21 protein-coding genes are annotated in these 24,189 nt (G+C 71.4%); 7 read left to right on the top strand and 14 right to left on the bottom strand.

Annotated features, from left to right (window positions below):
- Positions 1-10: 10 nt before the first annotated feature.
- The 10 genes from BLW78_RS10225 to rpsF all read right to left on the bottom strand — a co-directional run bounded on the left by BLW78_RS10225 (position 11) and on the right by rpsF (position 8,870).
- Positions 11-1,081 carry a class I SAM-dependent methyltransferase gene (locus tag BLW78_RS10225; RefSeq protein WP_091679141.1) on the bottom strand — a complete coding sequence of 357 codons (1,071 nt, stop codon included), beginning with the start codon at positions 1,079-1,081 and terminating at the stop codon, positions 11-13.
- A complete protein-coding gene (gene lgt / locus BLW78_RS10220) occupies positions 1,078-1,980 on the bottom strand; it encodes a prolipoprotein diacylglyceryl transferase (RefSeq protein WP_056531735.1) in 903 nt (300 codons plus the stop codon). Before lgt ends, BLW78_RS10225 begins: the two co-directional genes overlap by 4 nt.
- Positions 1,981-2,061: 81 nt before the next feature.
- Positions 2,062-2,976, bottom strand: coding sequence for a VOC family protein (locus BLW78_RS10215; RefSeq protein WP_091679138.1), 915 nt, complete (start codon positions 2,974-2,976; stop codon positions 2,062-2,064).
- Complete coding sequence (locus BLW78_RS10210; protein ID WP_091679136.1) at positions 2,973-3,875, bottom strand: SMP-30/gluconolactonase/LRE family protein; 903 nt, start codon at positions 3,873-3,875, stop codon at positions 2,973-2,975. The genes BLW78_RS10215 and BLW78_RS10210 overlap by 4 nt, the downstream gene beginning before the upstream one ends.
- A 10-nt stretch (positions 3,876-3,885) precedes the next feature.
- Positions 3,886-4,335, bottom strand: a complete 450-nt coding sequence (locus BLW78_RS10205; RefSeq protein WP_020090636.1) for a cupin domain-containing protein — start codon at positions 4,333-4,335, stop codon at positions 3,886-3,888.
- A 226-nt stretch (positions 4,336-4,561) separates the two neighbouring features.
- Complete coding sequence (locus tag BLW78_RS10200; RefSeq protein ID WP_020090635.1) at positions 4,562-6,049, bottom strand: replicative DNA helicase; 1,488 nt, start codon at positions 6,047-6,049, stop codon at positions 4,562-4,564.
- A gap of 312 nt (positions 6,050-6,361) precedes the next feature.
- Positions 6,362-6,934 carry a 50S ribosomal protein L9 gene (gene rplI, locus BLW78_RS10195; protein ID WP_020090634.1) on the bottom strand — a complete coding sequence of 191 codons (573 nt, stop codon included), beginning with the start codon at positions 6,932-6,934 and terminating at the stop codon, positions 6,362-6,364.
- Between the two features lie 41 nt (positions 6,935-6,975).
- Positions 6,976-8,025 carry a DUF2232 domain-containing protein gene (locus BLW78_RS10190; RefSeq protein ID WP_020090633.1) on the bottom strand — a complete coding sequence of 350 codons (1,050 nt, stop codon included), beginning with the start codon at positions 8,023-8,025 and terminating at the stop codon, positions 6,976-6,978.
- Between the two features lie 128 nt (positions 8,026-8,153).
- Positions 8,154-8,405: a 30S ribosomal protein S18 gene (gene rpsR, locus BLW78_RS10185; protein ID WP_007561044.1), complete on the bottom strand. Its 252-nt coding sequence runs from the start codon at positions 8,403-8,405 to the stop codon at positions 8,154-8,156.
- A 3-nt stretch (positions 8,406-8,408) separates the two neighbouring features.
- On the bottom strand, positions 8,409-8,870 hold the full coding sequence (gene rpsF, locus BLW78_RS10180) for a 30S ribosomal protein S6 (protein WP_020090632.1): 462 nt from the start codon (positions 8,868-8,870) through the stop codon (positions 8,409-8,411).
- A 518-nt stretch (positions 8,871-9,388) separates the two neighbouring features.
- Between rpsF and hpnA the strand changes: the two genes are divergently transcribed.
- The 6 genes from hpnA (at position 9,389) to BLW78_RS10150 (ending at position 16,431) form a co-directional block, all read left to right on the top strand.
- Positions 9,389-10,417, top strand: a complete 1,029-nt coding sequence (hpnA, locus tag BLW78_RS10175; RefSeq protein WP_026604540.1) for a hopanoid-associated sugar epimerase — start codon at positions 9,389-9,391, stop codon at positions 10,415-10,417.
- Complete coding sequence (hpnC, locus tag BLW78_RS10170; protein ID WP_056531744.1) at positions 10,414-11,310, top strand: squalene synthase HpnC; 897 nt, start codon at positions 10,414-10,416, stop codon at positions 11,308-11,310. The genes hpnA and hpnC overlap by 4 nt, the downstream gene beginning before the upstream one ends.
- Entirely contained in the window at positions 11,307-12,158 is an 852-nt protein-coding gene (gene hpnD, locus BLW78_RS10165) for a presqualene diphosphate synthase HpnD (RefSeq protein WP_056531746.1), read from the top strand. Before hpnC ends, hpnD begins: the two co-directional genes overlap by 4 nt.
- The gene (gene hpnE, locus BLW78_RS10160) at positions 12,158-13,459 is read left to right on the top strand and encodes a hydroxysqualene dehydroxylase HpnE (RefSeq protein WP_091679133.1); all 1,302 of its coding nucleotides are present in this window, start codon (positions 12,158-12,160) and stop codon (positions 13,457-13,459) included. Before hpnD ends, hpnE begins: the two co-directional genes overlap by 1 nt.
- Positions 13,460-13,501: 42 nt before the next feature.
- On the top strand, positions 13,502-15,499 hold the full coding sequence (shc, locus tag BLW78_RS10155) for a squalene--hopene cyclase (RefSeq protein WP_091679131.1): 1,998 nt from the start codon (positions 13,502-13,504) through the stop codon (positions 15,497-15,499).
- A gap of 233 nt (positions 15,500-15,732) precedes the next feature.
- Positions 15,733-16,431, top strand: a complete 699-nt coding sequence (locus BLW78_RS10150; protein ID WP_091679129.1) for a phosphorylase — start codon at positions 15,733-15,735, stop codon at positions 16,429-16,431.
- A 122-nt stretch (positions 16,432-16,553) separates the two neighbouring features.
- Here the strand turns inward: BLW78_RS10150 and BLW78_RS10145 are convergent, their stop codons facing one another.
- Positions 16,554-18,080 (bottom strand): Do family serine endopeptidase, encoded by a 1,527-nt coding sequence (locus BLW78_RS10145; protein WP_056531752.1) that lies wholly within the window; start codon positions 18,078-18,080, stop codon positions 16,554-16,556.
- A 325-nt stretch (positions 18,081-18,405) separates the two neighbouring features.
- Here BLW78_RS10145 and BLW78_RS10140 point away from each other — a divergent pair, with 325 nt between their 5' ends.
- Complete coding sequence (locus BLW78_RS10140; protein WP_091679126.1) at positions 18,406-18,771, top strand: hypothetical protein; 366 nt, start codon at positions 18,406-18,408, stop codon at positions 18,769-18,771.
- A gap of 70 nt (positions 18,772-18,841) precedes the next feature.
- On the opposite strand, the gene BLW78_RS10135 is transcribed toward BLW78_RS10140, so the two are convergent.
- From BLW78_RS10135 to BLW78_RS10125, 3 genes are all read right to left on the bottom strand, one after another.
- The gene (locus BLW78_RS10135) at positions 18,842-21,559 is read right to left on the bottom strand and encodes a valine--tRNA ligase (RefSeq protein ID WP_091679124.1); all 2,718 of its coding nucleotides are present in this window, start codon (positions 21,557-21,559) and stop codon (positions 18,842-18,844) included.
- A 113-nt stretch (positions 21,560-21,672) separates the two neighbouring features.
- Positions 21,673-22,224: a PopZ family protein gene (locus BLW78_RS10130; protein ID WP_020090622.1), complete on the bottom strand. Its 552-nt coding sequence runs from the start codon at positions 22,222-22,224 to the stop codon at positions 21,673-21,675.
- 197 nt (positions 22,225-22,421) lie between these two features.
- The gene (locus BLW78_RS10125; protein ID WP_091679122.1) at positions 22,422-24,035 is read right to left on the bottom strand and encodes a TolC family outer membrane protein; all 1,614 of its coding nucleotides are present in this window, start codon (positions 24,033-24,035) and stop codon (positions 22,422-22,424) included.
- Positions 24,036-24,189 lie beyond the last annotated feature (154 nt).

Raw genomic sequence — 24,189 nt, 5'->3', positions numbered from 1 at the left:
TCCCGGCGGCTCAGAGCCCCGGAAATCCCGGGAGCGGCCCGACGGACGGGCCGCTCACCGCCAGCACCTTGAACAGGCTTCCCATCCCGCCCCGGGCCGGATCGGTCAGGCGCGCGGTCGCAGCGTCGATCGCGGCGGCTTGCGCGGGGCTCGCCCGTGCCTTCAGACGCTCGGCACGGGCCCCGAGTCCGAGGGCGGCCAGGAAGTCGCCCTGATCGACGGGGCCATGGATCGCGGCGCCCTCGGCCCGCGCCGCCTGGGCGAGGGCGGCGAAATCGACGTGATGCGTCAGGTCCGCCTCGCCGGGCTCCGCCAGCGGGTCGGCGAAGCGATGTCCCGCCAGCGCCTGGAGGGTGTCGCCGAAGCCCGGACGCACATGGCCGTAATCGATGGTCAGCAGGGCGCCGCCTTCGGAACACAGCCGCCGCGCCAGCGCGCGGATCAGCGCGAGGCCGGCCGCCGGCACGCTCATCAGCGCGCCGTCCGGGCCGTCCGCCGCGAGGCCCGGGACCGGCTCCGGCGACAGGCCGAAAGCGAGGCCGCCCGCCGGATCGAGACCGATCTGCCGCTCGTGCCAGCCCGACGGCCGGCGCTCGAACTGGCGCACCGGCAGGCAGTCGAAGAACTCGTTGGCCAGGATGATCGCCGGCCCCTCGGGCAGCGTCTCGACGCTGTCGTGCCACGCGGCACCGGTCCCGGCGAGGGCGCGCGCCTGCGCGGCCCGCAGCACCGGGCTCGTCTCGACGAGGTGCGGTGCCACGCGCACCCCCGGGAGCGCTGCCCGCAACGCGCGCAGCGCGTCCGCCATCAGCGTGCCGCGGCCGGGCCCCAGCTCCACCAGGAGGAGCGGATCCGGCGACCCGATCGGGCCGCGGACGTAGGCTGTCCAGGCACCGAGCAGCTCGCCGAACATCTGGCTGATCTCGGGCGCGGTGGTGAAGTCGCCCTGAGCGCCCAGGGGATCACGGGTGCGGTAGTAGCCGTGGACCGGGTGGCCGAGGCAGAGGGCCATGTAGCGGTCGACGCCGATCGGCCCGTTCTGCCGGATCAGCGCCGCGATCTCGGTTCCGAGGGGGGTCACGCCTCGACGGCCGCCTTGCGGGCGGCCTCGGCGGCCGGCGCTTCCACCGGATGGCGGGGCCGTGTCCGGCCGGTCGCGGCCAGCACGATGTAGGTCAGGCCGACGATCATCATCGGCACGCACAGCAGCATGCCCATGGTCACGCCGCCGCCCATCGGACCGAGATGGTCGCCGAACAGGAAGCCGAGCTGGCGATCCGGCTCGCGGAAGAACTCGCAGACGGTCCGGGCCAGCGCGTAGCCGAGGACGAAGATGCCGCCGAGGAGCCCGGGCTTGCGGAAGCCGAACCGGCGGACGCTGACCGCCATCACGATGAACAGCAGCAGGCCCTCGGTGGCGGCCTCGTAGAGCTGGCTCGGGTGGCGCGGCAGCGGGCCGCCGCTCGGGAACACGATCGCGTAAGGGAAGTCCGGCGCCACGCGGCCCCAGAGCTCGCCGTTCACGAAATTGGCGATCCGGCCGAAGAACAGGCCGATCGGCACCACCACGGCGCCGATATCGAGGAGCGTGTAGGCGTTGAGACCTTTCCCGCGGGCGAACAGCACGAAGGCCAGGATGGCCCCGATGAAGCCGCCGTGGAACGACATGCCGCCGTTGCGGATCGCCAGGATCTCCCACGGATCGGCGATGTACATCGGCAGATTGTAGAACAGCACGTAGCCGATCCGCCCGCCGAGCACGACGCCGAGCGCCACCCAGACGACGAGGTCGTCGATGTCGACGACCTGCGGGCGCTTCACCACGCCCCAGAGGCTGTCGGCCATGACGAGGCGGCGTGCGTAATACCAGCCGCCGATCAGGCCGGCGATGTAGGCGAGCGCGTACCATTTGATCGTGATCGGCCCGATCGCGATCGCCACCGGATCGATGGCCGGAAAGGGCAGGGCGAGGAGCGGCATCTAACTCACCTCCGGGGCGGCCGGATTGGACGCCGGAGGGGCGACGCGTCAAGCCCGGAGCACGCTCGCGGCGCGGAGGCCTCAGCCGCGCACGAACAAGAAGCCGTGTCCGTCCGGGCCGGCGCAGTAGGCTGCCGTGCCGTCGGCGGAGGTCCGCGGCGTTCGCCCGCTCTCGCGCAGGCGCCGCGACAGGGCCCGCGGATCCGCTGCGGTGAACACGTAGCGGGTGGCGGCCCGGTCGGCGGGCTCGACGACGAGCCGCCGCTCGGTCGCGGGCGTGCGGTAATGCAGGAGCTCCACGTGCGGCGCGGGGTCCGGCGGCGACAGGGCGATCACGTCGACCTGCGGATCGTCGACTCCGTCGAGGCGCGCCTGCTCCGGCCCGCGGTTCAGGCCGCGCTCCGTCACCGCCAGCCCGAGGGGGCCGGTCAGGAAGGCCAGGGTGGCGTCGAGGTCGGTGACGGTGATCGCCGAGTGATCGATCCCCAGGAACAGGCCCGGCGCGTCGCGCCAGCGGGCGGCCGCGGGGCCGTCGGGGAAGAAGATCAGCTCCAGGGGATGCCCGTCGGGGTCGCGGAACTTGTAGGCGATCACACCCCCCGTGGAGGCCGGCAGGCGCTGCGGCCCGCCGCGGCTGATCGGCGTCGGGGCGAGCCGTGCCAGTCGCGCGGCCGCGGCTTCCATGTCGCGGACCGGGATCGCGAGGTGCTGGAAGAACGGGTCGGTCGCCGCGGGATCGGCCGGGTAGGGCGCGCCGGGCGGATCGACCGCCAGGAAGGTCACGGTCTGCCCGCCGAGGCGCATGCGCAGCTGGGTGGCGCGCCGGTCCGCGAGCCCCATCGCCTCCGCCTGCGCGGCGGGAACCGGCTCCGGCGGGGCGGCCCGCGCGAAGCCGAGCCCGTCCCGGTAGAAGGCCTCCGTGACGGCGAGGTCCGCGACCGTGCGGCCGAACCCCGTGAGGGCCCGCACGCCGCCCTCGGGAGCGGTGCCGCTCACAGGAGCGGCGCTCCCCGCACGTTCACGTAGATCGCGTAGAGCGCCTGCGAGGCGCACAGGAAAAGGCGGCTGTCGTTGCGTCCGCCGAAGGTGAGATTGGCGACCGTCGCGGGCACGAAAATCTTGCCGACCAGCTCGCCGCCGGGGTCGATGCAGTGGACCCCGTCCCCGGCGCTCGACCAGACATTGCCGTGCTCGTCGCACCGGATGCCGTCGGCGTTACCGGGCGCGATCCGGCAGAACACGTCGCCGCCCGACAGGCTTCCGTCCTCGGCCACGTCGAAGACGCGCACGTGCTGGAGCGGATCGGTGTCGAACTGCAGCCCGGTCTCGACGATGTAGAGCCTGCGCTCGTCGGGCGAGAAGCAGAGCCCGTTCGGCCCCTGGAAGTCGTCGGCCACCACCCGCAGCGAGCCGTCGCGCGGATCGAAGCGGTAGACGGCGGCGGGCAGCTCGGATTCCTGCTTGCCGCCCTCGTAGTCGGTCTGGATGCCGTAGGGCGGGTCCGAGAACCAGATCGTCCCGTCCGACTTGCAGACGATGTCGTTGGGCGAGTTCAGGCGTCGCCCCCGGTAATGCTCGACCAGGCCGGTGACCCGCCCGTCGAGCTCGGTCCGATTGATGCGCCGGCCGCGGTGCGAGCAGGACAGCATCCGCCCCTGGCGGTCGCGGGCGTGACCGTTCTCGAAGTCGCTCGCCTCGCGGTAGACGCTCAGGCCGGCGGATTCCGACCAGCGCATCACCCGGTTGTTGGGGAGATCCGAGAACAGGAGCTCGTCGCGGTCGCCGAACCAGACCGGGCCCTCGGTCCAGCGGAACCCGTCCGCGAGCTTCTGCAGCGGCGCGTTCGGCAGGATGTAGGCCTTGAAGCGCGGCTGCGTGAGTTCGAAGTCGTCCATGGAACCGCCCCTACTTGAAGCGGCCGGGCTGATTGACGGTCGGCTCGACCTGGAGCCCGGTCACGATCATCGTGCAGGGCTCGTCGCCTACCGTGCCGGACAGGTGGCCCTTCCGGCCGTCGCGCGCCTTCGTGTTCTGGTCCTCGCCCATCATCAGCTCGCCCGGGCCCATCTCGACCCGGTGGCCGTCCATCGTCTCGACGAACCAGCGGCCCGACAGGACGGCGATCCATTGCGGCCGCGGATTCTCGTGCCACTCACCGACCCAGCCGACCGGCAGGACCGTGAAGGTCACGACCGACGGCGCCGGGTCCATCTTGTCGTTCCACTGCGGCGCGGTCTCGGGGTTGATCCCCTCGAACTTGAACCGCTCGAGGTGGAACAGCTCCTGGCGGCTCACACCCTCCGCATCGGTGTAGACGTGCCAGTACGGCATCTTCGGAGGGGTCGGCTCGCTCATCGTCGCTCCTGCCGCGGCGGGACACACCCTCCCACAACGGCCGGGCTTGGCGATGGTTCGCGGCTCCCGACGAAGGCCAGAACGACCGGGACATCGCTCCGAGTCCCGGTCAGCAAAGCTCCTCACCGTCCTTGCGAGCGCAGCGAAGCAATCCAGCCGGCGCCACACTCGGCGATCGCGCGCCGGCCCGGCTCGCCTCGCCGCGCTCGCGATGACGGCGCGACGCTCACATCTGCTCGGGGATCCGGTCCGTCTGCGCGAGGTTCGAGAACCGGGTGATGTTCGCGTCGAACTGCAGCTCCACGGTGCCGGTGGGGCCGTGACGCTGCTTGCCGAGGATCACCTCGGCCTTGCCGTGGACGCGCTGCATCTCGGCTTCCCAGGCGAAGAACTCCTCGGTCCCTTCGCGGGGCTTCTTGTTCCCGACGTAGTACTCCTCGCGGAACACGAACATGACGACGTCGGCGTCCTGCTCGATCGAGCCCGATTCGCGCAGGTCGGCGAGCTGCGGGCGCTTGTCGTCGCGGTTCTCCACCTGACGGGAGAGCTGGGACAGGCCGATGATCGGCACCGCCAGCTCCTTGGCGAGCGCCTTCATGCCCGTGGTGATCTCGGTCATCTCCTGCACGCGGTTGTCGCTGCGCTTGCCGGAGCCCGACAGCAGCTGGAGGTAATCGACAATCAGCAGGTCGAGCCCCTTCTGGCGCTTCAGGCGCCGGGCCCGGGCGGCGAGCTGGGCGATCGAGATGCCGCCGCTCTGGTCGATGTAGAACGGGATCGTCTGCATGTCCCGGGCGGCGTCGGTGATCTTGTAGAAATCTTCCGGACGGATGTCGCCGCGGCGGATTTTGTAGGAGGGCACGCCCGACTGCTCGGCGATGATGCGGGTGGCGAGCTGCTCGGCCGACATTTCCAGCGAGAAGAAGCCCACGATGCCGCCGTTCACGGTCCGGGTCGTGCCGTCCGGCTGCTTCTCGCCGCGATAGGCCTTGGCGATGTTGAAGGCGATGTTGGTCACCAGCGAGGTCTTGCCCATGGCCGGGCGGCCCGCGAGGATGATCAGATCGGAGGGCTGCAGGCCGCCCATCTTGGCGTCGAGGTCGGACAGACCCGTGGCGATGCCCGAGAGCTTGCCGTCGCGCTGGTAGGCCTTGGCGGCCATGTCGACCGCGGCGGTCAGCGCGTCCGAGAATTTCTGGAAGCCGCCGTCGTAGCGTCCGGCCTCAGCCAGCTCGTAGAGCCGGCGCTCGGTCTCCTCGATCTGGTCCCTGGGCGCTTGCTCCACCGGCGCCTCGTAGGCGCCGTTCACCAGATCCTCGCCGATGGTGATCAGCCGGCGACGGATGGCGAGGTCGTAGATCGTGCGGCCGTACTCGCCGGCGTTGATCACCGTCGTCGCGTCGGCGGCGAGGCGCGCGAGGTACTGCATCACCGTCTGGCCGCCGAAATCGGCGTCGCCCAGATAGGTCTTCATGGTGATGGGCGTGGCGAGCTTGCCGGCCTTGATCAGGGAGGCCGCCACCGTGAAGATCTGCTGGTGGGCATCCTCCATGAAGTGCTCGGCCAGCAGGAAGTCTGACACCCGGTAATAGGCGTCGTTGTTCACCAGAATCGCGCCCAGCAGCGCCTGCTCCGCGTCGATGTTGTGCGGGGCGACGCGGTACTCGGCCTGGACCGCTTCGAGCTTGGCCGTGAGCGCATTGGGCAAGGCCATCGGCGGACGACTCCGTATCAGGCGCCGCGGCGGGCGCGCCAGGATCACACCGCACGACCTTGGCGCCGGTATGGTTACCGAAGCCTAGCCGACGGCCGGTTCTCCCGGGCCGGGGCGCGGAAAAGCGGACGCCCGCCGACTCTCGCGAGGGGCGGGCGTCCATGCTGGAACAAAACTGGAACGTGTCAAGTCTCGGGGACCATCATCCCCAGTGTTCACCGGTATACACGGCGGGGTCGGCCTCGCTGCCCGGCCACGCCGCCGCAGGCTTGACCGGCCGGTTGGCCGGCCGGTCAAGCCTGAAAACGGGGATCAGCCGCGGTCGTCGGCGCCCTCGCCGGCATCGGCCAGCGCCTGACCGACCTCGAGGCCGAGGTCGTCGAGGTTGAACGCCTCGCGCTCGGTCACCGACTCGCCGCGGGCCTGACGCTCGGCCTCCTCGGGGCTGCGGGCGACGTTGACGGTGATCTCCACCTCGACCTCGGGGTGCAGCACCACCGGGACCGTGTGAAGGCCCAGGGTCTTGATCGGCTGGTTCAGGGTGAACTGACCGCGATCGACCGTGAAGCCCTCCTTCGCGACGACCTCGGCGAGGTCGCGGGTCGAGACCGAGCCGTACAGCACGCCGGTCTCGCCGGACTGACGGATGAGGACGAAGCTCTGGCCGTTCAGCTTCTCGGCGACGACCTCGGCGTCCTTCTTGCGGTCGAGGTTGCGAGCCTCGAGCTGGGCGCGCTGGGCCTCGAAGTGCTTCTTGTTGGCTTCCGTCGCGCGCAGGGCCTTGCCGCGGGCGAGCAGGAAGTTGCGGGCGAAGCCCGGACGGACATTCACGGTCTCGCCCATCTGGCCCAGCTTGGCCACGCGCTCGAGCAGGATCACTTCCATGGTCTTTCTCCTTCAGGTGTTCGGCCACGCGGGCCGGGGTCTCACGGCGCCGGATCGCCCTTGGGGCGTCGGCGGTCGAGGGCTGTGTCGGCGAGGCCGAACAGGGTCAGGGCGACCAGGGCGATGCCCTGGGTCACGAACAGGATCAGGTACATGCCGAACAGCATGAGCCCGCGCCCCGGCCGGCCGCGGGAGCGGTCGTGGAAGGCGGCGAGCCCCTGGAGGGCGAAGGCGGCGCTGAACGCGCCGAGCAGCGCGACCCCGAACACGCCGACATAGCCGGGCGCGAAGCACATCCCGACGGCCGCCGCGACCGCCACGAGCGTGCTGCGCGGCATGGCGGTGGAGGGGATGTCGGGCCAGGGCCGCGGCAGGCGGCCGGAGATCTTCACGATCCGGGCCGACGCCCAGAGGTAGAAGGCCAGCAGCAGGGCGAGGCCGTTCGCCGCGAAGGCGGGCACGACGCGGGCGAGGGCGTCCGCCACCTCGGCCCGCGTCACGTCCGCCGGGTCGGCGTCGGCCTGCGGGGCCGGACCGGGCGTCGCCGCCCCGTCCTTGCCGCCCGCCTCGCCGCCGGTCGAGGGCGCGTCGGCGCGCGGGGCATCTGCGCGCGGGGTCTCGGGGGACGGGCGGGCGGAGGGCAGCCGCGTCTGGACCAGGGTCTGGGCGAGCCCGCGCAGCTGCGCGTCGAAGGCGGCGTGGTTCGGCGACGACAGGACCGCGATGGCGATGAAGGCGAGGGCGGCCGTGGCGGCGATCCAGCCGAGCAGGCGGCCGGTCGGGTACCATTCGAGGCCGGCGGGCGTCTCGCGCCCGAGGAGCGCGAGGTAGGCGAGCCACCAGGCGGGCAGGGCGATGTAGGCCGCGAAGGCCAGTCCCAGGAAGGGCGCGATCACCAGGACCAGCGCGAGGCTGCCGGCGGCGGCCGCGGCGAGCGCGGCCTTGTGGCTCCAGCCCAGGCCGACGATCAGGATCGGCAGCGGCGCCACGAGGTAGAGCAGGATCGCGAGCGGCGTCGCCTTCAGCAGCACCCCGAACAGGAGTGCGGAGACGAGGCCCGCGCCGATACCGATGCCGATGTGCTGTGCCATGAATTCCGCTGTCCCGCTGCCGGTACGGCAGGGTTAGAGGCGGCTACGCGCCCCAACGATCGGGCGGCGCGAGCCGCCCTCTGGGAGGGCCGGCCCGGGCAGATGCCGGGCCGGCGGGTTCTGATGGCCTACTTGATCACGTAGGGCAGCAGGCCGAGGAAGCGGGCGCGCTTGATCGCCTGGGCGAGCTCGCGCTGCTTCTTGGCCGAGACCGCGGTGATCCGCGACGGCACGATCTTGCCGCGCTCGGACACGTAGCGGGACAGGAGCTTGACGTCCTTGTAGTCGATCTTCGGCGCGTTCGCGCCGGAGAACGGGCAGGTCTTGCGACGACGGAAGAAGGGACGGCGTCCGCCGCCCGCACCAGCACCGAATGCCATGGGTTAGCCCTCCCCGCCGAAGCTGCGCTCGCCGCGGTCACCGCGATCGCCGCGGTCACCACGGTCGCCGCCGAAGCCGCCACCGCCGAAGCCCTCGTCATCGCGACGACGGCCGCGCTCGCGATCCTTGCGGTCGTCGCGGTCGCGCTTCTGCATCATGGCGGACGGCTCGGAATCGAGCTCCTCGACCCGGATGGTCATGAAGCGCAGCACGTCCTCGGAGATCTGCATCTGGCGCTCCATCTCGGCGATGGCGGCCGGCGGGGCGTCGATGTTGAGGAGGGCGAAGTGCGCCTTGCGGTTCTTCTTGATCCGGTAGGCGAGGGACTTCACGCCCCACATCTCGATCTTCTCGAGACGGCCACCGTTCTGCTCGATCACACCCTTGTAGGTGTCGATCATCGTCTCGACCTGCTGGGACGTCACGTCCTGGCGGGCCAAGAGCACATGCTCGTAGAGAGGCATTGTCGGGCCTTTCATCGTCAAAAGGAGCCCGGCCGCCGGAAGGCGGCTGATTCGGGCCGGTTCATCTCGCGCTACGCTCGGCGCCAAGCCCTTCGAGCCGATTTTCAGGCCCGAGCGGTTGATCGAAGGCGGAGACACCGGACGACGGGATCTGGGAGAGCCCTGTGCCGCGAGCGGCACCGTCCGTTCAGCCCCCGGCCGGAGCGAACGCGAGGGGCGGCGCATAGTCGGTTTTTCGCGACCTGGCAAGGTCGTGGCAAGGTCGCGTCGTGGGTCGCGGCTTGGGTGGCGGGCCCGAACTCCCCGCGGCCGCGGGGATCGGGCCGCGCGTCCCGTGCCGGGCCCTGCCGGGACGGCCCCGCCTGTTGTGCGGAACACGCCCACGGGCGCGTGCCGCGCCGCGGCGCGACCCTGTCCGGCACCGCTCAAGCTTGCCGCTCGGGCGGTTCGATGACACAAGCGCGGCGCGGCTGGGGATCCCCGGCCGCACTGGTTTTCGGTAATCCTCCAGATCCGCGATGGCAGAGGCCCCAGCTTCCGGCCCGTCCGAGGTCGGTCCCGTGCTGATCACCGGCGCGAGCGGCTTCCTCGGCTCAGCCCTGGTCGACGTGTTCCGCCGGGCCGGCTTCCCGGTGCGCATCCTCGTGCGCGCGTCGAGCCCCCGCCGCAACCTCACCTGGACCGACGTCGAGATCGCCGAGGGCGACATGCGCGATCCGGCCGCCGTGGCGGCGGCGATGCGCGGCCAGCGCTACCTGATCCACGCCGCAGCCGATTACCGGCTCTGGGCGCCGGACATGGAGGAGATCGTCCGCACCAACCGCGACGGCACGCGCCTGATGATGCGCGCGGCGCTCGAGGCCGGCGTGGAGCGTGTCGTCTACACGTCGAGCGTCGCGACGATCAAACCGCCGGCCGACGGCGTCACGCCCTCCGACGAGACCATGCCGCTGACGCCCGAGACCGCGATCGGCGCCTACAAGCGCAGCAAGGTCGTGGCCGAGCGGGTGGTCGAGGAGATGGTCGCCCGGGACGGCCTGCGGGCGGTGATCGTCAACCCGTCGACGCCGATCGGCCCCCGCGACGTCAAGCCGACGCCGACCGGCCGGATCATCCAGGAGGCGGCGCTCGGCAAGATGCCGGCCTTCGTCGATACCGGGCTCAACCTCGCCCACGTGGACGACGTGGCCCAGGGGCACCTCCTGGCGCTGCGCAAGGGCCGCATCGGCGAGCGCTACATCCTCGGCGGCGAGGACGTGTTCCTCTCGCAGATGCTCGCCGACATCGCCGGCATGGTCGGGCGCAAGCCGCCGACCGTGAATCTGCCCCGGGCCGCCGTCTACCCGGTGGCGTTCTTCGCGCAGCTCGCCGCGCGGGTCACCGGCAGGCAGCCCTTCGCGACGATCGACGGGATCCGCATGTCGCGCTACCGGATGTTCTTCTCGGACAGGAAGGCGCGCGCCGAACTCGGCTACACGGCCCGGCCGTACCGCGAGGGCCTGTCGGACGCGATCACGTGGTTCCGGGAGGCGGGCTACCTCGCATGAGCACCCTCGATTCCGCCACCGCGACGCGCTCCGGCAAGGGGCACCGCGACGAGAACTTCCCCGTCGCCTCGCACCTGATCCATCCCCGCCACCGGGGCGCGATCCTGGCGTTCTACAACTTCGTCCGCGCCGGCGACGACGTGGCCGATCACGCCGCCCTGTCGCCCGAACGCAAGATCGAGCTGCTCGATCGCCTCGCCGACGCGCTCACCGGCGCCGGGCCGTCCGATCCCGAGGCCGAGCCGCTGAAGCGCGAGCTCGCGGCCCGCGGCCTGCCGCCCCGGCACGCCCTGGAACTCCTCGACGCGTTCCGCATGGACGCGCGCAAGAACCGCTACGCGGACTGGGACGAGCTGATCCACTACTGCCGCTACTCGGCGATGCCGGTGGGCCGCTACGTCCTCGACGTGCACGGCGAAGACCCGGCCCGGGTCTACCGGGCGTCCGACGCCATCTGCGCGGCGCTCCAGGTGATCAACCACCTCCAGGATTGCGGCAAGGACTTCGCGGCGCTCGACCGGGTCTACCTCCCGCAGGATTGCCTCGACCGCCACGGCGCCACCGTGGCGATGCTCGGCGAGGCCGAGGCGCCGCCGCAGCTCCGGGCCGCGATCCGCGAACTGGCGCAGCGCTGCCTCGACCTCCTCGACGAGGGCGCGGTCCTGCCGGACCTGATCGACGACCTGCGCCTGTCTCTGGAGATCGCCGCCATCCACCGGCTCGCCGTCGTGCTGAGCCGGGGCCTGCTGGAGCGCGACCCGCTCTCGGAGAAAGTCCATCACGGCAAGGCCGCCTTCGCGCTGACGGCGCTGGGCGGCGTCGCCGCCACCCTGGCGCGCCGGCCCTTCCGCGGCCGGACCGTCCGGGCCGCGGCTCAGGGAATCCGCTCGTGACCGCCACCGCCACGCCCGCCCAGGACCACGCGAGCGCCGCCCCGGCGCTGCCCGCCGCCGGCTCCTCCTTCTACACGGCGATGCGCCTGCTGCCGAAGGAGCGGCGGGAGGCGATGTACGCCGTCTACGCCTTCTGCCGCGCCGTCGACGACGTCGCCGACGACGGCGGCACCCGGGCCGTCCGGCAGGTCGAGCTCGACCGCTGGCGGGCCGATATCGACGCGCTCTACGCCGGCCGCCCGGCCCCGCGGGTGCGCGACCTCGTGGAGCCCGTGCGCCGATTCGGCCTGAAGCGCGAGGATTTCCAGGCGGTCATCGACGGCATGGCGATGGACGCCGTCGCGGACATCGTCGCCCCCGACGCCGAGACCCTCGACCTCTACTGCGACCGGGTCGCCAGCGCGGTCGGCCGGCTGTCGGTGCGGATCTTCGGCATGCCGGAGGCGGACGGCATCCGGCTGGCGTGGCACCAGGGCCGCGCGCTCCAGCTCACCAACATCCTGCGCGATATCGACGAGGATGCCGAGCGCGGCCGCCTCTACCTGCCGCGCGAGAAGCTCCGGGCGATCGGCCTCACCGACCCGACGCCGGCCGAGGCGATCGGCCACCCCCGCATCGGCGAGGTCTGCATCTCCCTCGCCCGCGAGGCCGAGGACCATTACCAGGCGACCTGGGAGATCATCCGGCGCAGCCCCCGCAAGGCGACCAAGGCCGCCCGGCTGATGGCCGCCGCCTATCACCTCTACCTCAAGGCGGTCCTCGCGCGCGGCTGGGCGATGCCCCGTGCCCGGGTGAAGCCCGGCAAGCTCGCGCTGCTGGGCGTCGTCGTCCGGCACGGCCTGATCTGATGGGCACCGTCCACGTCGTCGGCGCCGGCCTCGCCGGCCTCGCCGCTTCCGTCGCGCTCGCCGAATCCGGCGCCCGGGTGGTCCTGCACGAGGCCGCCAAGCAGGCCGGCGGCCGCTGCCGCTCGTACTACGACCCGGCCCTCGGCCTGACCATCGACAACGGCAACCACCTGCTCCTGTCCGGCAACGCCGATTCCCTCGGGTTCCTCCGGACGATCGGCGCGCCGGCCGACGCCCTGGTGGGGCCGGACGTGGCGGAGTTCGACTTCGCCGACCTGAAGACCGGCGAGCGCTGGCGCCTGCGGCCCAACGCCGGGCGGCTGCCCTGGTGGGTCATGAGCCCGGCCCGCCGCGTCCCCGGCACCCGGGCGCGGGACTACCTCGCGCCCCTCGGGATCCTGCGCGCGGCCTCCGGCAAGGCGGAGGGCGCGGGCGGCACGATCGGCGCCCACATGGCCTGCGAGGGCACGCTCTACCGGCGCCTCTGGCACCCGGTGCTGCTCGCGGCCCTCAACACCGAGCCCCGCGACAGCGACGTCGGGCTGGCGGCGCGGATCCTGCGCGAGACCCTGGGGGCGGGCGGCAAGGCCTGCCGCCCGCTCGTGGCCGTCGAAGGGCTGTCCTACGCCTTCGTGGATCCGGCGATCCGCTACCTCACGAGCCGCGGCTGCGAGATCCGCCTCGGCCGGCGCCTGCGCGGCCTCGACCTCGCGGACGGCCGCGTCGGACAGCTCGTGTTCTCGGACGGTGCCGAGACCCTCGGTCCGGAGGACGGCGTCGTGCTGGCGCTGCCGCCGTGGGTCGCCCGGGAGGTGTTGCCCGGTCTCCTCGCACCGGTGGAATTCCGCTCTATCGTGAACGCGCATTTCGCGCTGGTGCCGAAGCCCGGCAGCCCGCTCGTCCTCGGCGTGGTCAACAGCCTCACGGAGTGGCTTTTCGCCTATCCCGACCGGTATTCGGTCACGATCAGCGGTGCCGACCGGCTCCTCGACGTGCCCCGCGAAGACCTCGCGCGGCAGATCTGGGCCGAGATCGCACAGTTGTGCAACCTTGCACCGGACCTGCCCAGCTGGCAGATCGTAAAGGAGAAGCGTGCGACCTTCGCGGCGACGCCGGCGGAAGCCGCGCGGCGCCCGAAGGCCGAAACCGCCTACGACAATCTCGTCCTGGCAGGCGATTGGACCGCCACCGGCCTGCCGTCGACGATCGAGGGAGCGATCCGCTCTGGCCAGACGGCCGCACGTTCCTTGCGTGCGGGATCTGCCGCGCGTGCTGGAACCCAGGTGCGCGGCGCAGCTTGAGGCATGGCGTCCGCCGCGAGGCGGTCGTTCGAGGCGAGGACTATGAGAGAGGCCGTTAGCAAAGTCGAGGCGCTGCAGCGCTCGAAGACTCAAGGGATCTCGCTCGAGGACGTCGAGCGCGGCGTGGCGCAGGCGACGCGCGCGCTGACCGCCCTGGCGCACGACGACGGGCATATCTGCTTCGAGCTCGAGGCGGATGCGACGATTCCGTCCGAGTACATCCTGTTCCACCATTTCCGCGGCACCCAGGTCCCCGGCGACCTGGAGGCCAAGATCGGCAACTACCTCCGCCGCACGCAGGGTCGGCACGGCGGATGGGCCCTCGTCCACGAGGGGCCGTTCGACATGAGCTGCACGGTCAAGGCGTATTTCGCCCTCAAGATGATCGGCGACGACATCGAGGCGCCGCACATGCGCCGGGCGCGCGAGGGCATCCTGTCCCGCGGCGGCGCGGCCAACGCCAACGTGTTCACCCGCTTCATGCTGGCCCTCTACGGCGAGGTGCCTTGGCGCGCCGTGCCGGTGATGCCCGTCGAGGTGATGTTCCTGCCGAAGTGGTTCCCGTTCCACCTCGACAAGATCAGCTACTGGGCCCGCACCACCGTGGTGCCGCTGTTCGTGCTCCAGGCGACCAAGCCCCGGGCGCGCAATCCCCGCGGCATCAGCGTGCAGGAGCTGTTCGTCACCCCGCCGGAGAGCGTCCGCTCCTGGCCGGGCTCGCCCCACGCCACGTGGCCCTGGACGCCGATCTTCGGCTTCATCGACCGGGTGCTGCAGCGGGTCGAGAACCACCTGCCGCGCAAGAGCCGGCAGCGCGCCATGGAGATGGCGCGCGCCTGGGTGAGCGAGCGCCTCAACGGCGAGGACGGCCTGGGCGCCATCTTCCCCGCCATGGTCAACTCGGTGCTGATGTACGAGGTGATGGGCTACCGGCCCGATCACCCGCAGGTCCGCGTCGCCTGCGACGCCATCGAGAAGCTCGTCGTCGAGAAGGCCGACGAGGCCTACGTCCAGCCCTGCGTATCGCCGGTCTGGGACACGGCGCTCGCGAGCCACGCGCTGCTCGAGGCCGGCGGCCCCGAGGCCGAGGCCCAGGCCCGTGCCGGTCTGGACTGGCTGAAGCCCCGGCAGGTGCTCGACATCGTCGGCGACTGGGCGGCGCGCAAGCCGAAGGTCCGGCCGGGCGGCTGGGCGTTCCAGTACGCCAACGCGCACTATCCCGACCTCGACGACACCGCCGTGGTGGTGATGGCGATGGACCGGGCCATGCATCAGCACGGCCTCGTCGCCGGCATGCCGGACTACAAGGCCGCGATCGCCCGCGCCCGGGAATGGGTCGAGGGTCTGCAATCCGAGGACGGTGGCTGGGCGGCGTTCGACGCCGACAACAACCACATGTACCTCAACCACATCCCGTTCTCGGATCACGGCGCGCTGCTCGACCCGCCGACCGCGGACGTGACCGCCCGCGTGGTCGGGATGCTGTCCCAGCTCGGCGAGACCCGGGAGACCTCCCGCGCCCTCGACCGCGGCGTGAACTACCTCCTGAACGATCAGGAGGAGGACGGCTCGTGGTACGGCCGCTGGGGCATGAACTTCATCTACGGCACGTGGTCGGTGCTCTGCGCCCTCAACGCCGCCGGGGTCGACTCCGCCGATCCGCGCATCCAGAAGGCCGTGTCCTGGCTGATCCGGATCCAGAACCCGGACGGCGGCTGGGGTGAGGACGCCTCCTCGTACAAGATCGACCCGGCCTTCGAGCCCGGCTCGTCCACCGCCTCGCAGACCGCCTGGGCGCTGCTCGCCCTGATGGCGGCCGGCGCGGTCGACGATCCGGCCGTGACCCGGGGCATCAACTTCCTGACCCGCACGCAGGGCGCGGACGGGTTCTGGAAGGAGGAGCGCTACACCGCCACGGGCTTCCCGCGGGTCTTCTACCTGCGGTACCATGGTTACCCGAAGTTCTTCCCGCTCTGGGCGATGGCGCGCTTCCGCAACCTCAAGCGTGGCAACAGCCGGCGCGTCCAGTTCGGCATGTGACGTCCGCTGACGTCCTGGAGCCGGCCCGACGGGCCGGCTCCGCTCCGCCGGATCGCGGCGCGCTCGACCGTCCCGACAGCCGATCCGCGAGCCCCGGTACGAGACACGTGGCATCCTCAGACAGCGATCGCGCGGGACCGGACGAGCCGCCCCCCGCGCCGGATCCGGCCCGGACCCCGCCTCGGCGCTCGCGCCTTCTTGCGGACCTCGCCGGACTCGTCCACGAGCGCGCCATGATCGATCCCGCCGCACCCGTCCTGGCCGTCACCGGCCTCGCCCGCGAGCGCCGCATGGCGGCGGGGGAGGGGGTCGAGGCCGTGGGAGCCGGCGGCAACCCTCACCGTCTCCGCCAGCTCCTGGAGGCCCGCGGCCAGCCCGGCTGCCGCGCTGTGATCAGCTTCGGCATCGCGGGCGGCCTCGATCCCTCGCTCCGGCCGGGCGACGTCGTGGTCGGCACCGGAGTGGTCAGCGAGAAGGGGCGGCGCGCCGCCGATCTCGACCTGTCGGCCACGCTCCTCAACCTCCTGTCCGGCGTCGGGCCGCGGGTGATCCCGGCGGATCTGGCGGGCGTCGACACCGCGGTTCTCGCCGTCGACGGCAAGACCGACCTGCGGACCACCACCGGCGCCGCGGCCGTCGACATGGAATCGCACGTGGCCGCGTCCTTCGCGGGCCGGCACGGGCTGCCCTTCGCGGCCGTCCGCGTGATCTGCGATCCGGCCGATCAGGCCCTACCGGCCTTCGCGGCCTCGGCGCTCACGCCGGACGGCGAACCCGACATCGCCGCGGTGTTCTTCGCCTTCGCGCGCGGCCGGGCACGCCTGGGAGACCTCATGCGCCTCGCCCGGGACTCGAACGCCGCCTTCGCGGCGCTGGGACGGTGCCGGACGCGGCTCGGGCCTGGACTGGGCATACCGGTCCCGGGGCGCTGAGACGCCCAGACGCTCAGTCGCGGTGAAGGGGCCACGAAAAAGCGCCGGCCTGTTCGGCCAGCGCGAGTCGGAGGTCACCACGAGACGGCGCGGGGCGGACCCCGCGCCGGGAGAAACCGGCCTCAGCCGGCCTTCTTGTTGAGCGAGACCGCCACGAACCGGGTCTGGCCCTTGCCGCTCTTCACCCGCATCAGCACGGCCTTGCGCCCGCTCGACTCGGCCGCCCGGATCTGCGTCGCCACGTCCGACGGACGGGCCACGCTCTGGCCGCCGACGTCGAGGATCACGTCGCCCGCCTCGATACCCTTGGCGGCCGCCGGCCCGTCGGGATCGACCTGGACCACCGCGACGCCCTGATCCGACAGGCCGACATCGCCGGCCGGGGCGAGCTGCAGGCCGAGCCGCGGCTGGCCGTTGCCCGAGTCGTCGTCGCGGCTCGCCATCTTGGTGCCGTCGGTCGGCATCGTGCCCAGCGTCACCGTGGCGGTGTCGGTCTTGCCGCCGCGCAGGTAGCTCAATTCGACCTTGGCGCCCGGCTTCAGGCCGGCGATCTTGCGCGACAGCTCGCGGGCGCTGTCCACCGTGTCGCCGTTGACCTTCTCGATCACGTCGCCCGCCTTCAGGCCGGCCTTGGCCGCCGGGGTGCCGTTCTCGGCGTGGTCGACCAGGGCGCCCTTGGCCTTGTCGAGGCCCAGGCCCTCGGCGATGTCCTGCGTCACGGGCTGGATCTGGACGCCCAGGTAGCCGCGGGCGACCTTGCCGTCGGTCCGGAGCTGGTCGACCACCGCCTGAACGGTCTCGGCGGGGATCGCGAAGGCGAGGCCGACGCTGCCGCCCGACGGGGACGCGATGGCGGTGTTCATGCCGACCACCTCGCCGTTGACGTTGAAGGTCGGGCCGCCCGAGTTGCCCTTGTTGATCGGCGCGTCGATCTGCAGGAAGTCGTCGTAGGGGCCGGCACCGATGTCGCGGCCGCGGGCCGAGACGATGCCGGCGGTCACGGTGCCGCCGAGGCCGAACGGGTTACCGATCGCCACCACCCAGTCGCCGACCTGGGGGGCCGACTTGCCGAACTGAACGTACGGGAAGTTCGAGCCCTCGGTGATCTTGAGGAGCGCGACGTCCGTCTTGGAATCCTTGCCGATAACCTTGGCGTCGAGGGTGCGGCCGTCGTCCAGGGTCACCTGCACGGTCTTGGCGTGGTCGACCACGTGGTTGTTGGTGACCACGTAGCCGTCGGCCGAGATGATGAAGCCGGAGCCGACCGCGCCGCGCGGGCCCTGATGCTGGGGCTGCATCCCGCCGGGGCCGTTCTGGCCGAACCGCTTGAAGAACTCGCGCAGCTGCGGCGGCACGTTCTGGAGGTTGCGCCCCTGGCTCGGACCGTCGTCGTCGTCGCTGCTTGCCGAGTCGTCGAGCTTCACCTTCACCGAGACGACGCCCGGCTTCACCTTGTTGACGATGCCGGCGAACGAGCCCGGCGGGTGCTCGGGCGCCTCGATCGGCGACTTGGGCAGAGCCTGCGCGTAGGCCGGGGTCGCGGCCGGCAGATAGCCGCTGCCGATGGCACCGCCGGCGATCAGCGCTGCGGCCGCCACGGAGGCGAGGGCGCGGCGCGAGGTGCGGCCAGTGGGACGGGTCTCGGTCATGGGGGTCTCAACCTCTCGGGACTGATCGGGACGACGCCGGCGGTCGCGGCCGTCGATGGGATCTGTCTAAGGCGCGGCGCCTGACCCGGGCGTGGCGATCAAATTACCGTTTGGACAGGTAGCCGAGCGCTCGCGGAGCCCCAGCGCGATCGCGGCGCGTGACCGAGACCGGAGGTCCGACGACCCGGCGCGGGTTGGGCCGGATCCAGGCTCGTGCTGTCCGGCACCGCCGTTTCCGGGAGTCGATCTTAAATACCGCTCAGTTCGGCGGGCCGGCGCAATCTCGGTGCCGCCAGATTTGAATGTGTAGGCAGAGGAATTGACAATGAAGGTGCTGTTGGCGGTCGCCATGGTCTTCGGGTCGACTGTCGGCGCGCTGGCGGTCGAGTCGTACGCGGATTACCGTGATTACTTCGACGCGAAGCCCGTCGTCGCAAGTCGCGCGCCGCGCAGCGTTTCCGAGAGAACGTACAGCGTCGATACGCGCCGCCCCGGAGATGAGCGCGTTGCGAAATCGGCCGCCAACTTCCGGCCCGGCTACTGGAACCAGTCGGGCGGCTACGTTCCACCGGACTATTCCCTGCATCCGCGGGGCGCGTCGCAGGACGGCTTCTGGACCCCGAACGACGCGTCCGCCGCCAGTTGGGGCGGGCCGCGGGCGTTCACCGGCACACTCGGCACCCGCCGCTGACGGGCGAGCCTGCGGGGCCGGGTCACCCCCGGGGCGGGCCTGACGCGTCGGAGCGCTCCCGGACGGGCGCTCAGTCCCCGCTGAGCCGGACCAGAGCTTCCTCGATCTTCGCCAGCCGCGCCGACTCGCTCTCGCGGCGCTCCCGGTTCTCCTCGATGATCTCCTCGGGCGCCCGGGCCACGAAGTCGGCGTTGCCGAGCTTGGCGTCGATCTTCTTGATCTCGCCCTGCGCCTTGCCCTGCTCCTTCTTCAGGCGCGCGACCTCGGCCGCGAGGTCGACCACGCCTTCCAGCGGCAGCGCGGCGACGCTGCCGCGCACCAGGAGCTGCACCGAGTTCCTCGGCGGCGTCTCGGAGAAGGTGATCTCTGACAGCCGGGCGAGGCGCAGGAGCGTGTCGCGCCACGCCTCAACCCGCGCTCTCACCTCCGGGGCGGCGCCGACCATCACCAGCGGGATCTGCGCGCCGGCCGGGACATTGGTCTCGGACCGCGCCGAGCGGATCTGGCTGACGAGATCGACCACGAACCCGACCTCGGCCTCCGCGGCCGCGTCGGCGAGGCCGCCGAGGTCCGGCCAGGCGGCCAGGGTCAGCAGGCCGCGCTCCGGCAGGTCGGCGCCCTTGATCGCCCAAAGCTCCTCCGTGAGGAACGGCATGAACGGGTGCAGCAGCTTGGCGACCTGATCGATCAGGAACGCCACGCTCGCCTGCGTCTCGGCCCGGATCGCCGGATCGACGCCCTCGCCCTGGAGCACCGGCTTGGCGAGCTCGAGATACCAGTCGCAGAAGATGTTCCAGACGAAGCGGTAGGCCACCGCCGCCGCGTCGTTGAAGCGGAAGGCCTCGAGGGCGCCCGCGACCTCGTCGACCGCGCGGGCCGCCTCGGTGAGCGCCCAGCGGTTGATCGCGCCGGTGGCGGAGCGCGGGTCGAAGGCCGGGTCCAGGCGGCAGCCGTTCAGCTCGGCGAAGCGGGCGGCGTTCCAGAGCTTGGTCGCGAAGTTGCGGTAGCCCTGGACCCGGTCGGTGGACAGCTTGATGTCGCGGCCCTGGACGGCCAGCGCGCAGAGGGTGAAGCGCAGGACGTCGGCGCCGACCTGATCGATCAGTTCCAGGGGATCGACGACGTTCCCCTTCGACTTCGACATCTTCGCGCCCGACGCGTCCCGCACCAGGGTGTGCAGGTAGACCGTGTCGAAGGGCGCCCGGTCGGTGAGGTGCAGGCCCATCATCATCATCCGGGCGACCCAGAAGAACAGGATGTCCTTGCCGGTCACCAGGGTGTTGGTCGGGTAGAAGCGCGCGAGTTCCGGGGTCGAGTCGGGCCAGCCCAGCGTCGAGAACGGCCAGAGCGCCGAGGAGAACCACGTGTCGAGGACGTCCGCGTCGCGGGTGAGCGCGACCGGCCGGCCGTGCTGCGCCTCGGCCGCCGCCTGCGCCTCGGCCTCGCTCTCGGCGACGAAGATGCCGCCGGCGTCGTCGTACCAGACCGGGATCTGGTGGCCCCACCAGAGCTGGCGCGAGATGCACCACGGCTCGATGTTGGTGAGCCACTGGAAGAAGATCTTCTCGTAGTTCTCGGGCACGAACTTGGTCTGCCCGTCGCGCACTGCCTGGAGGGCGCGCTCCGCGAGCGGCTTGACGTTCACGTACCACTGGTCGGTCAGGTAGGGCTCGATGACCACGCCCGAGCGGTCGCCGTGCGGGACCGCGTGGGTGTTCGGCTCGATCGCGCGCAGCCGACCGCGCGCCTCCATCAGCGCCACCACCTCCTTGCGGGCCTGCGCCCGGTCGAGGCCGTGGAGCGCCAGGGCCTCCGGCTCGGGCGCGACGCCGTCGAGGAACTCGGCGTTGCCGTCGAGCAGCATCCGGCCCTCGGGATCGAGGACGTTGATCAGGCCGAGTCCGTGGCGGCGGCCGACGTCGAAGTCGTTGAAATCGTGGGCGGGCGTGATCTTGACCGCGCCCGTGCCCTTCTCGGGATCCGAGTAGGTGTCGGCCACGATCGGGATCAGCCGCCCGACCAGCGGCAGGCGCACGCGCTGGCCGACGAGCGCGGTGTAGCGCGCGTCCTCGGGATGGACCGCGATGCCGGTGTCGCCCAGCATCGTCTCGGGGCGGGTGGTGGCCACCGTGATGACGGCGCCGGTCTCGTTGCCGGCCTCGTCCACCACCGGGTAGTCGAAGTGCCAGAGATGGCCCCTGGTCTCGACCTGCTGGACCTCCAGGTCCGAGATCGCGGTCTGGAACTTCGGGTCCCAGTTCACCAGCCGCTTGTCGCGATAGATCAGGCCCTGCCGGTGCAGGTCGACGAAGGTCTTGAGCACGGCCCGGCTCAGCCCCTCGTCCATGGTGAAGCGCTCGCGGGACCAGTCGCACGAGGCGCCGAGCCGCTTCAGCTGGTTGACGATCGCGCCGCCGGATTCCGCCTTCCAGGCCCAGACCTTCTCGACGAAGGCCGCGCGGCCGATCTCGCGGCGGCCGGGCTCCTGACGCTCCATCATCCGCCGCTCGACCACCATCTGGGTGGCGATGCCGGCATGGTCCGTCCCCGGCTGCCAGAGCACGTCCTTGCCGCGCATGCGCTCGAAGCGGCAGAGGATGTCCTGCAGCGTGTTGTTGAGGGCGTGGCCCATGTGCAGGGAGCCCGTCACGTTCGGCGGCGGGATCACGATGCAGTACGGCGGGGCCCCGGCGCGCTCGGGCCGGCCGGCACGGAAGGCGTCCGCCTCGGCCCAGGCGGCGGAGATCCGCGCCTCGACGGAGGTGGGCTCGAAGGTCTTGTCCATCATCGCGGGTACGGGCCGGCGCTTGTCCAAACGGGGGTGGCCCCGCTTTCGACCGTCACGCCGCTCCCGTCAACACGCGGACGGCGGCCCGCGGCCGCCGTACCCAGGCCGCCGGCTCAGCGGCCGCGCGACACCCGCTCGATCTCGGCGCGCACGAGGCGCTCGACCACGGCCGGGAGGTTGTCGTCGAGCCAGGATTTCAGCATCGGCCGGAGCATCTCCTTGACGAGATCCTCCAGGGTCCGGGCGTTCTGCGTCAGCACGGTGTGGGCCAGCAGGTTGAACGCGCCGCTGACGCTGGCATCCGTGGCCGGAGAGACCAGGGCCTCGGGCTCCGGCTCGGGCGCGCGGGCGGCCTGGAGCACGGGCTGCGGGGGCGGAGGCGGTGGGGGCGGCGGCTCCGGGGCCGGCTCGGGCTCGGGCTCGGGCTCCGGTTCGGGCGCGGCGGTCACCGGGTCCTCGAAGTCGATCGCGTCGAAGTCGAGCAGGTCCGGGGCCGGCTCGGGTTCCGGCTCCGGCTCGACGACGCGCGGGCGCATCACCGGCTCGGCGACCTCCGCGAGGTCGAGCACGTCGTCGGGCTCCGGAGCGGGCGCCGCGACCTCGGCCGGCTTGGCGGCCTGATCGTCGGCGATGATCCTCCGGATCGACGCGAGGATCTCTTCCATCGAAGGCTCGTGCGCCTTATCGGCAGCCTTGTCCTGGAATTTCGAGTCCGGGATCTTGGGGCTTGCTGCACTCATCGGCAGGCGCACTCGGGCATGGGAGACTGGAAAGCGACCCGAATGGATCGATGTTCAATCAGTATTCCATGCCGTTTCGTGACGGCAAGCGCGCCCACAACACACTCCCCGTGGAAAAGCCGTCAGCGACCGTCCGGGGTGCGCAGGCCGAACCAGAGATCCTTGACCTGATCGTAGTGAACCTTGGCGCTGTAGTATTCGACCGGGAGCGCCGTGAAGCGCGCAGTCAACTGTCCGATCGCCTGGACCACCCCGTAGGAGAAGATGACCCGGTCACGCTGGGCGACGATGAGGTTCACCCGGGAGTTCAGCAGTTCCTGCTGCGCGTTGAGCACGTCGAGGGTCGTGCGCTGGCCGACGCGCGCTTCCTCGCGCACGCCGTTCAGCGCCACCTCGTTGGCCTGGACCTGGGCCTGGGCGGCGATGACCTGCGCCTTGGCGGCCTCGAGCCGGCCCCAGAAATCGACGATCTGGGCGCGGACCTGATCGCGGATCTGGTCGACCTGGATGCGGGCCTGGCCGACCGACTCCTTGGCCTGCCGGATCTGCGCGTAGGTCTGGCCGCCCTCGTAGATCGGGATCGAGAGCCGGCCGCCGACGAAGCCGACGAAGAAGCTCTGGTTCGGTCCGTTCTGGTCGTAGAGCTGGCTGAGCGAGCCCTGCAGGCTGAGCTGCGGGGCGAGCTGGCCTTCCAGGACTTTCACCTGGGCCTCGCTCGCGTCGACGTTGTGGATGGCCGAGACGACCTGCGGGTGCTCGCGCAGGCCGACGGCGATCGCCTGATCGAGGCTGCGCGGCACGAACCGGTCCAGCGGCCGACCCGGCGCGAGCTGGCGCGGCTCGACGCCGATGTTCTGCCGGTAGACGCCGATGCTCGTGCGGAGGGTCGATTCGGCCTGGGCGACCTGCGATCGCGCGCCGGCCAGTCGGGCCTCGGCCTGCGCGACGTCGGTCCGGGTCACCTCGCCGACGTTGAAGCGGTCCCGGGTCTGGCGGAGCTGCTCTTCCAGAACCTCGACGTTGTTCCGGTTCAGCTCCAGCGTCGCCGTGTTGCTGAGCACGTTCATGTACGCCTGGACGGCGCTGTACAGAACCGACAGCTCGGTGAAGCGCAGGCTCTCGCGCTGGCTGTAGACCTGCGACTCCGCGCGCCGGACCGTGTTGTCGGTCTGGAAGCCGTTGAAGATCGTCTGCGTGACGTTCAGGCTGGCGGAGCTCGGCAGGTAGGTGGTGCGCGTCGTCCGCCGGGAGGTGATGACCTGGCTCGCGATGTCGGAGGTCGCGCCGCCGGACAGGCCCTCGCCGCCGGTCGCGGATCCCGCCGCCCCGGCACCTGAGGTTCCGATGCCGGTGGTGCCGCCCGCGGTCCCGATCCCCGTCGTCCCGATCCCCGTGGTCGTTCCGGTCCCGGTCGTCCCGGCGCCCGCCGTTCCGCCCAAGCCGCCGCCCGTTGTCCCGAGGGCCGATCCGGCGGTGGTCGCGGCCGTGCCGCCGGTGGCCGCCGACGCGACTGTGCTGGACGAGCGCGTCTGAAGGTACTGGACGCCGATCGCGGCGTTGACGTTGACGGTCGGCCGGTAGCCCGACTGCGCGATCGCCACGTTCTCGTCGATAGCGCGCACGCCCGCACGGCTGGCGTTCAGGCTCGGATTGCCCTGATAGGCCTTCGCGAGAGCGCTCTCCAGAGTCTCGGCCGATGCCGGCATGGCAGCCAGCATCGCGAGTCCGGACACCATCCCGGCCAGGCGGAACGTCGGGCAACTCGCTGGTGGACGTCGTGTCACGATGAACAAGCCCTTGCGGTCTCTTTCGGTCCGGAAGTCCGAGACGAAAACGGCCAAGGTACGGCGTTTCGCTCGTCTCCGATCAAGCCCGCCCCACCGTCACGCT

The sequence above is a fragment of the Methylobacterium sp. 275MFSha3.1 genome, from assembly GCF_900108435.1.
Classification (GTDB): domain Bacteria; phylum Pseudomonadota; class Alphaproteobacteria; order Rhizobiales; family Beijerinckiaceae; genus Methylobacterium.
The sequence above is the reverse complement of the archived record's forward strand: the minus strand, read 5'-3'. Positions and strand labels throughout refer to the sequence as shown.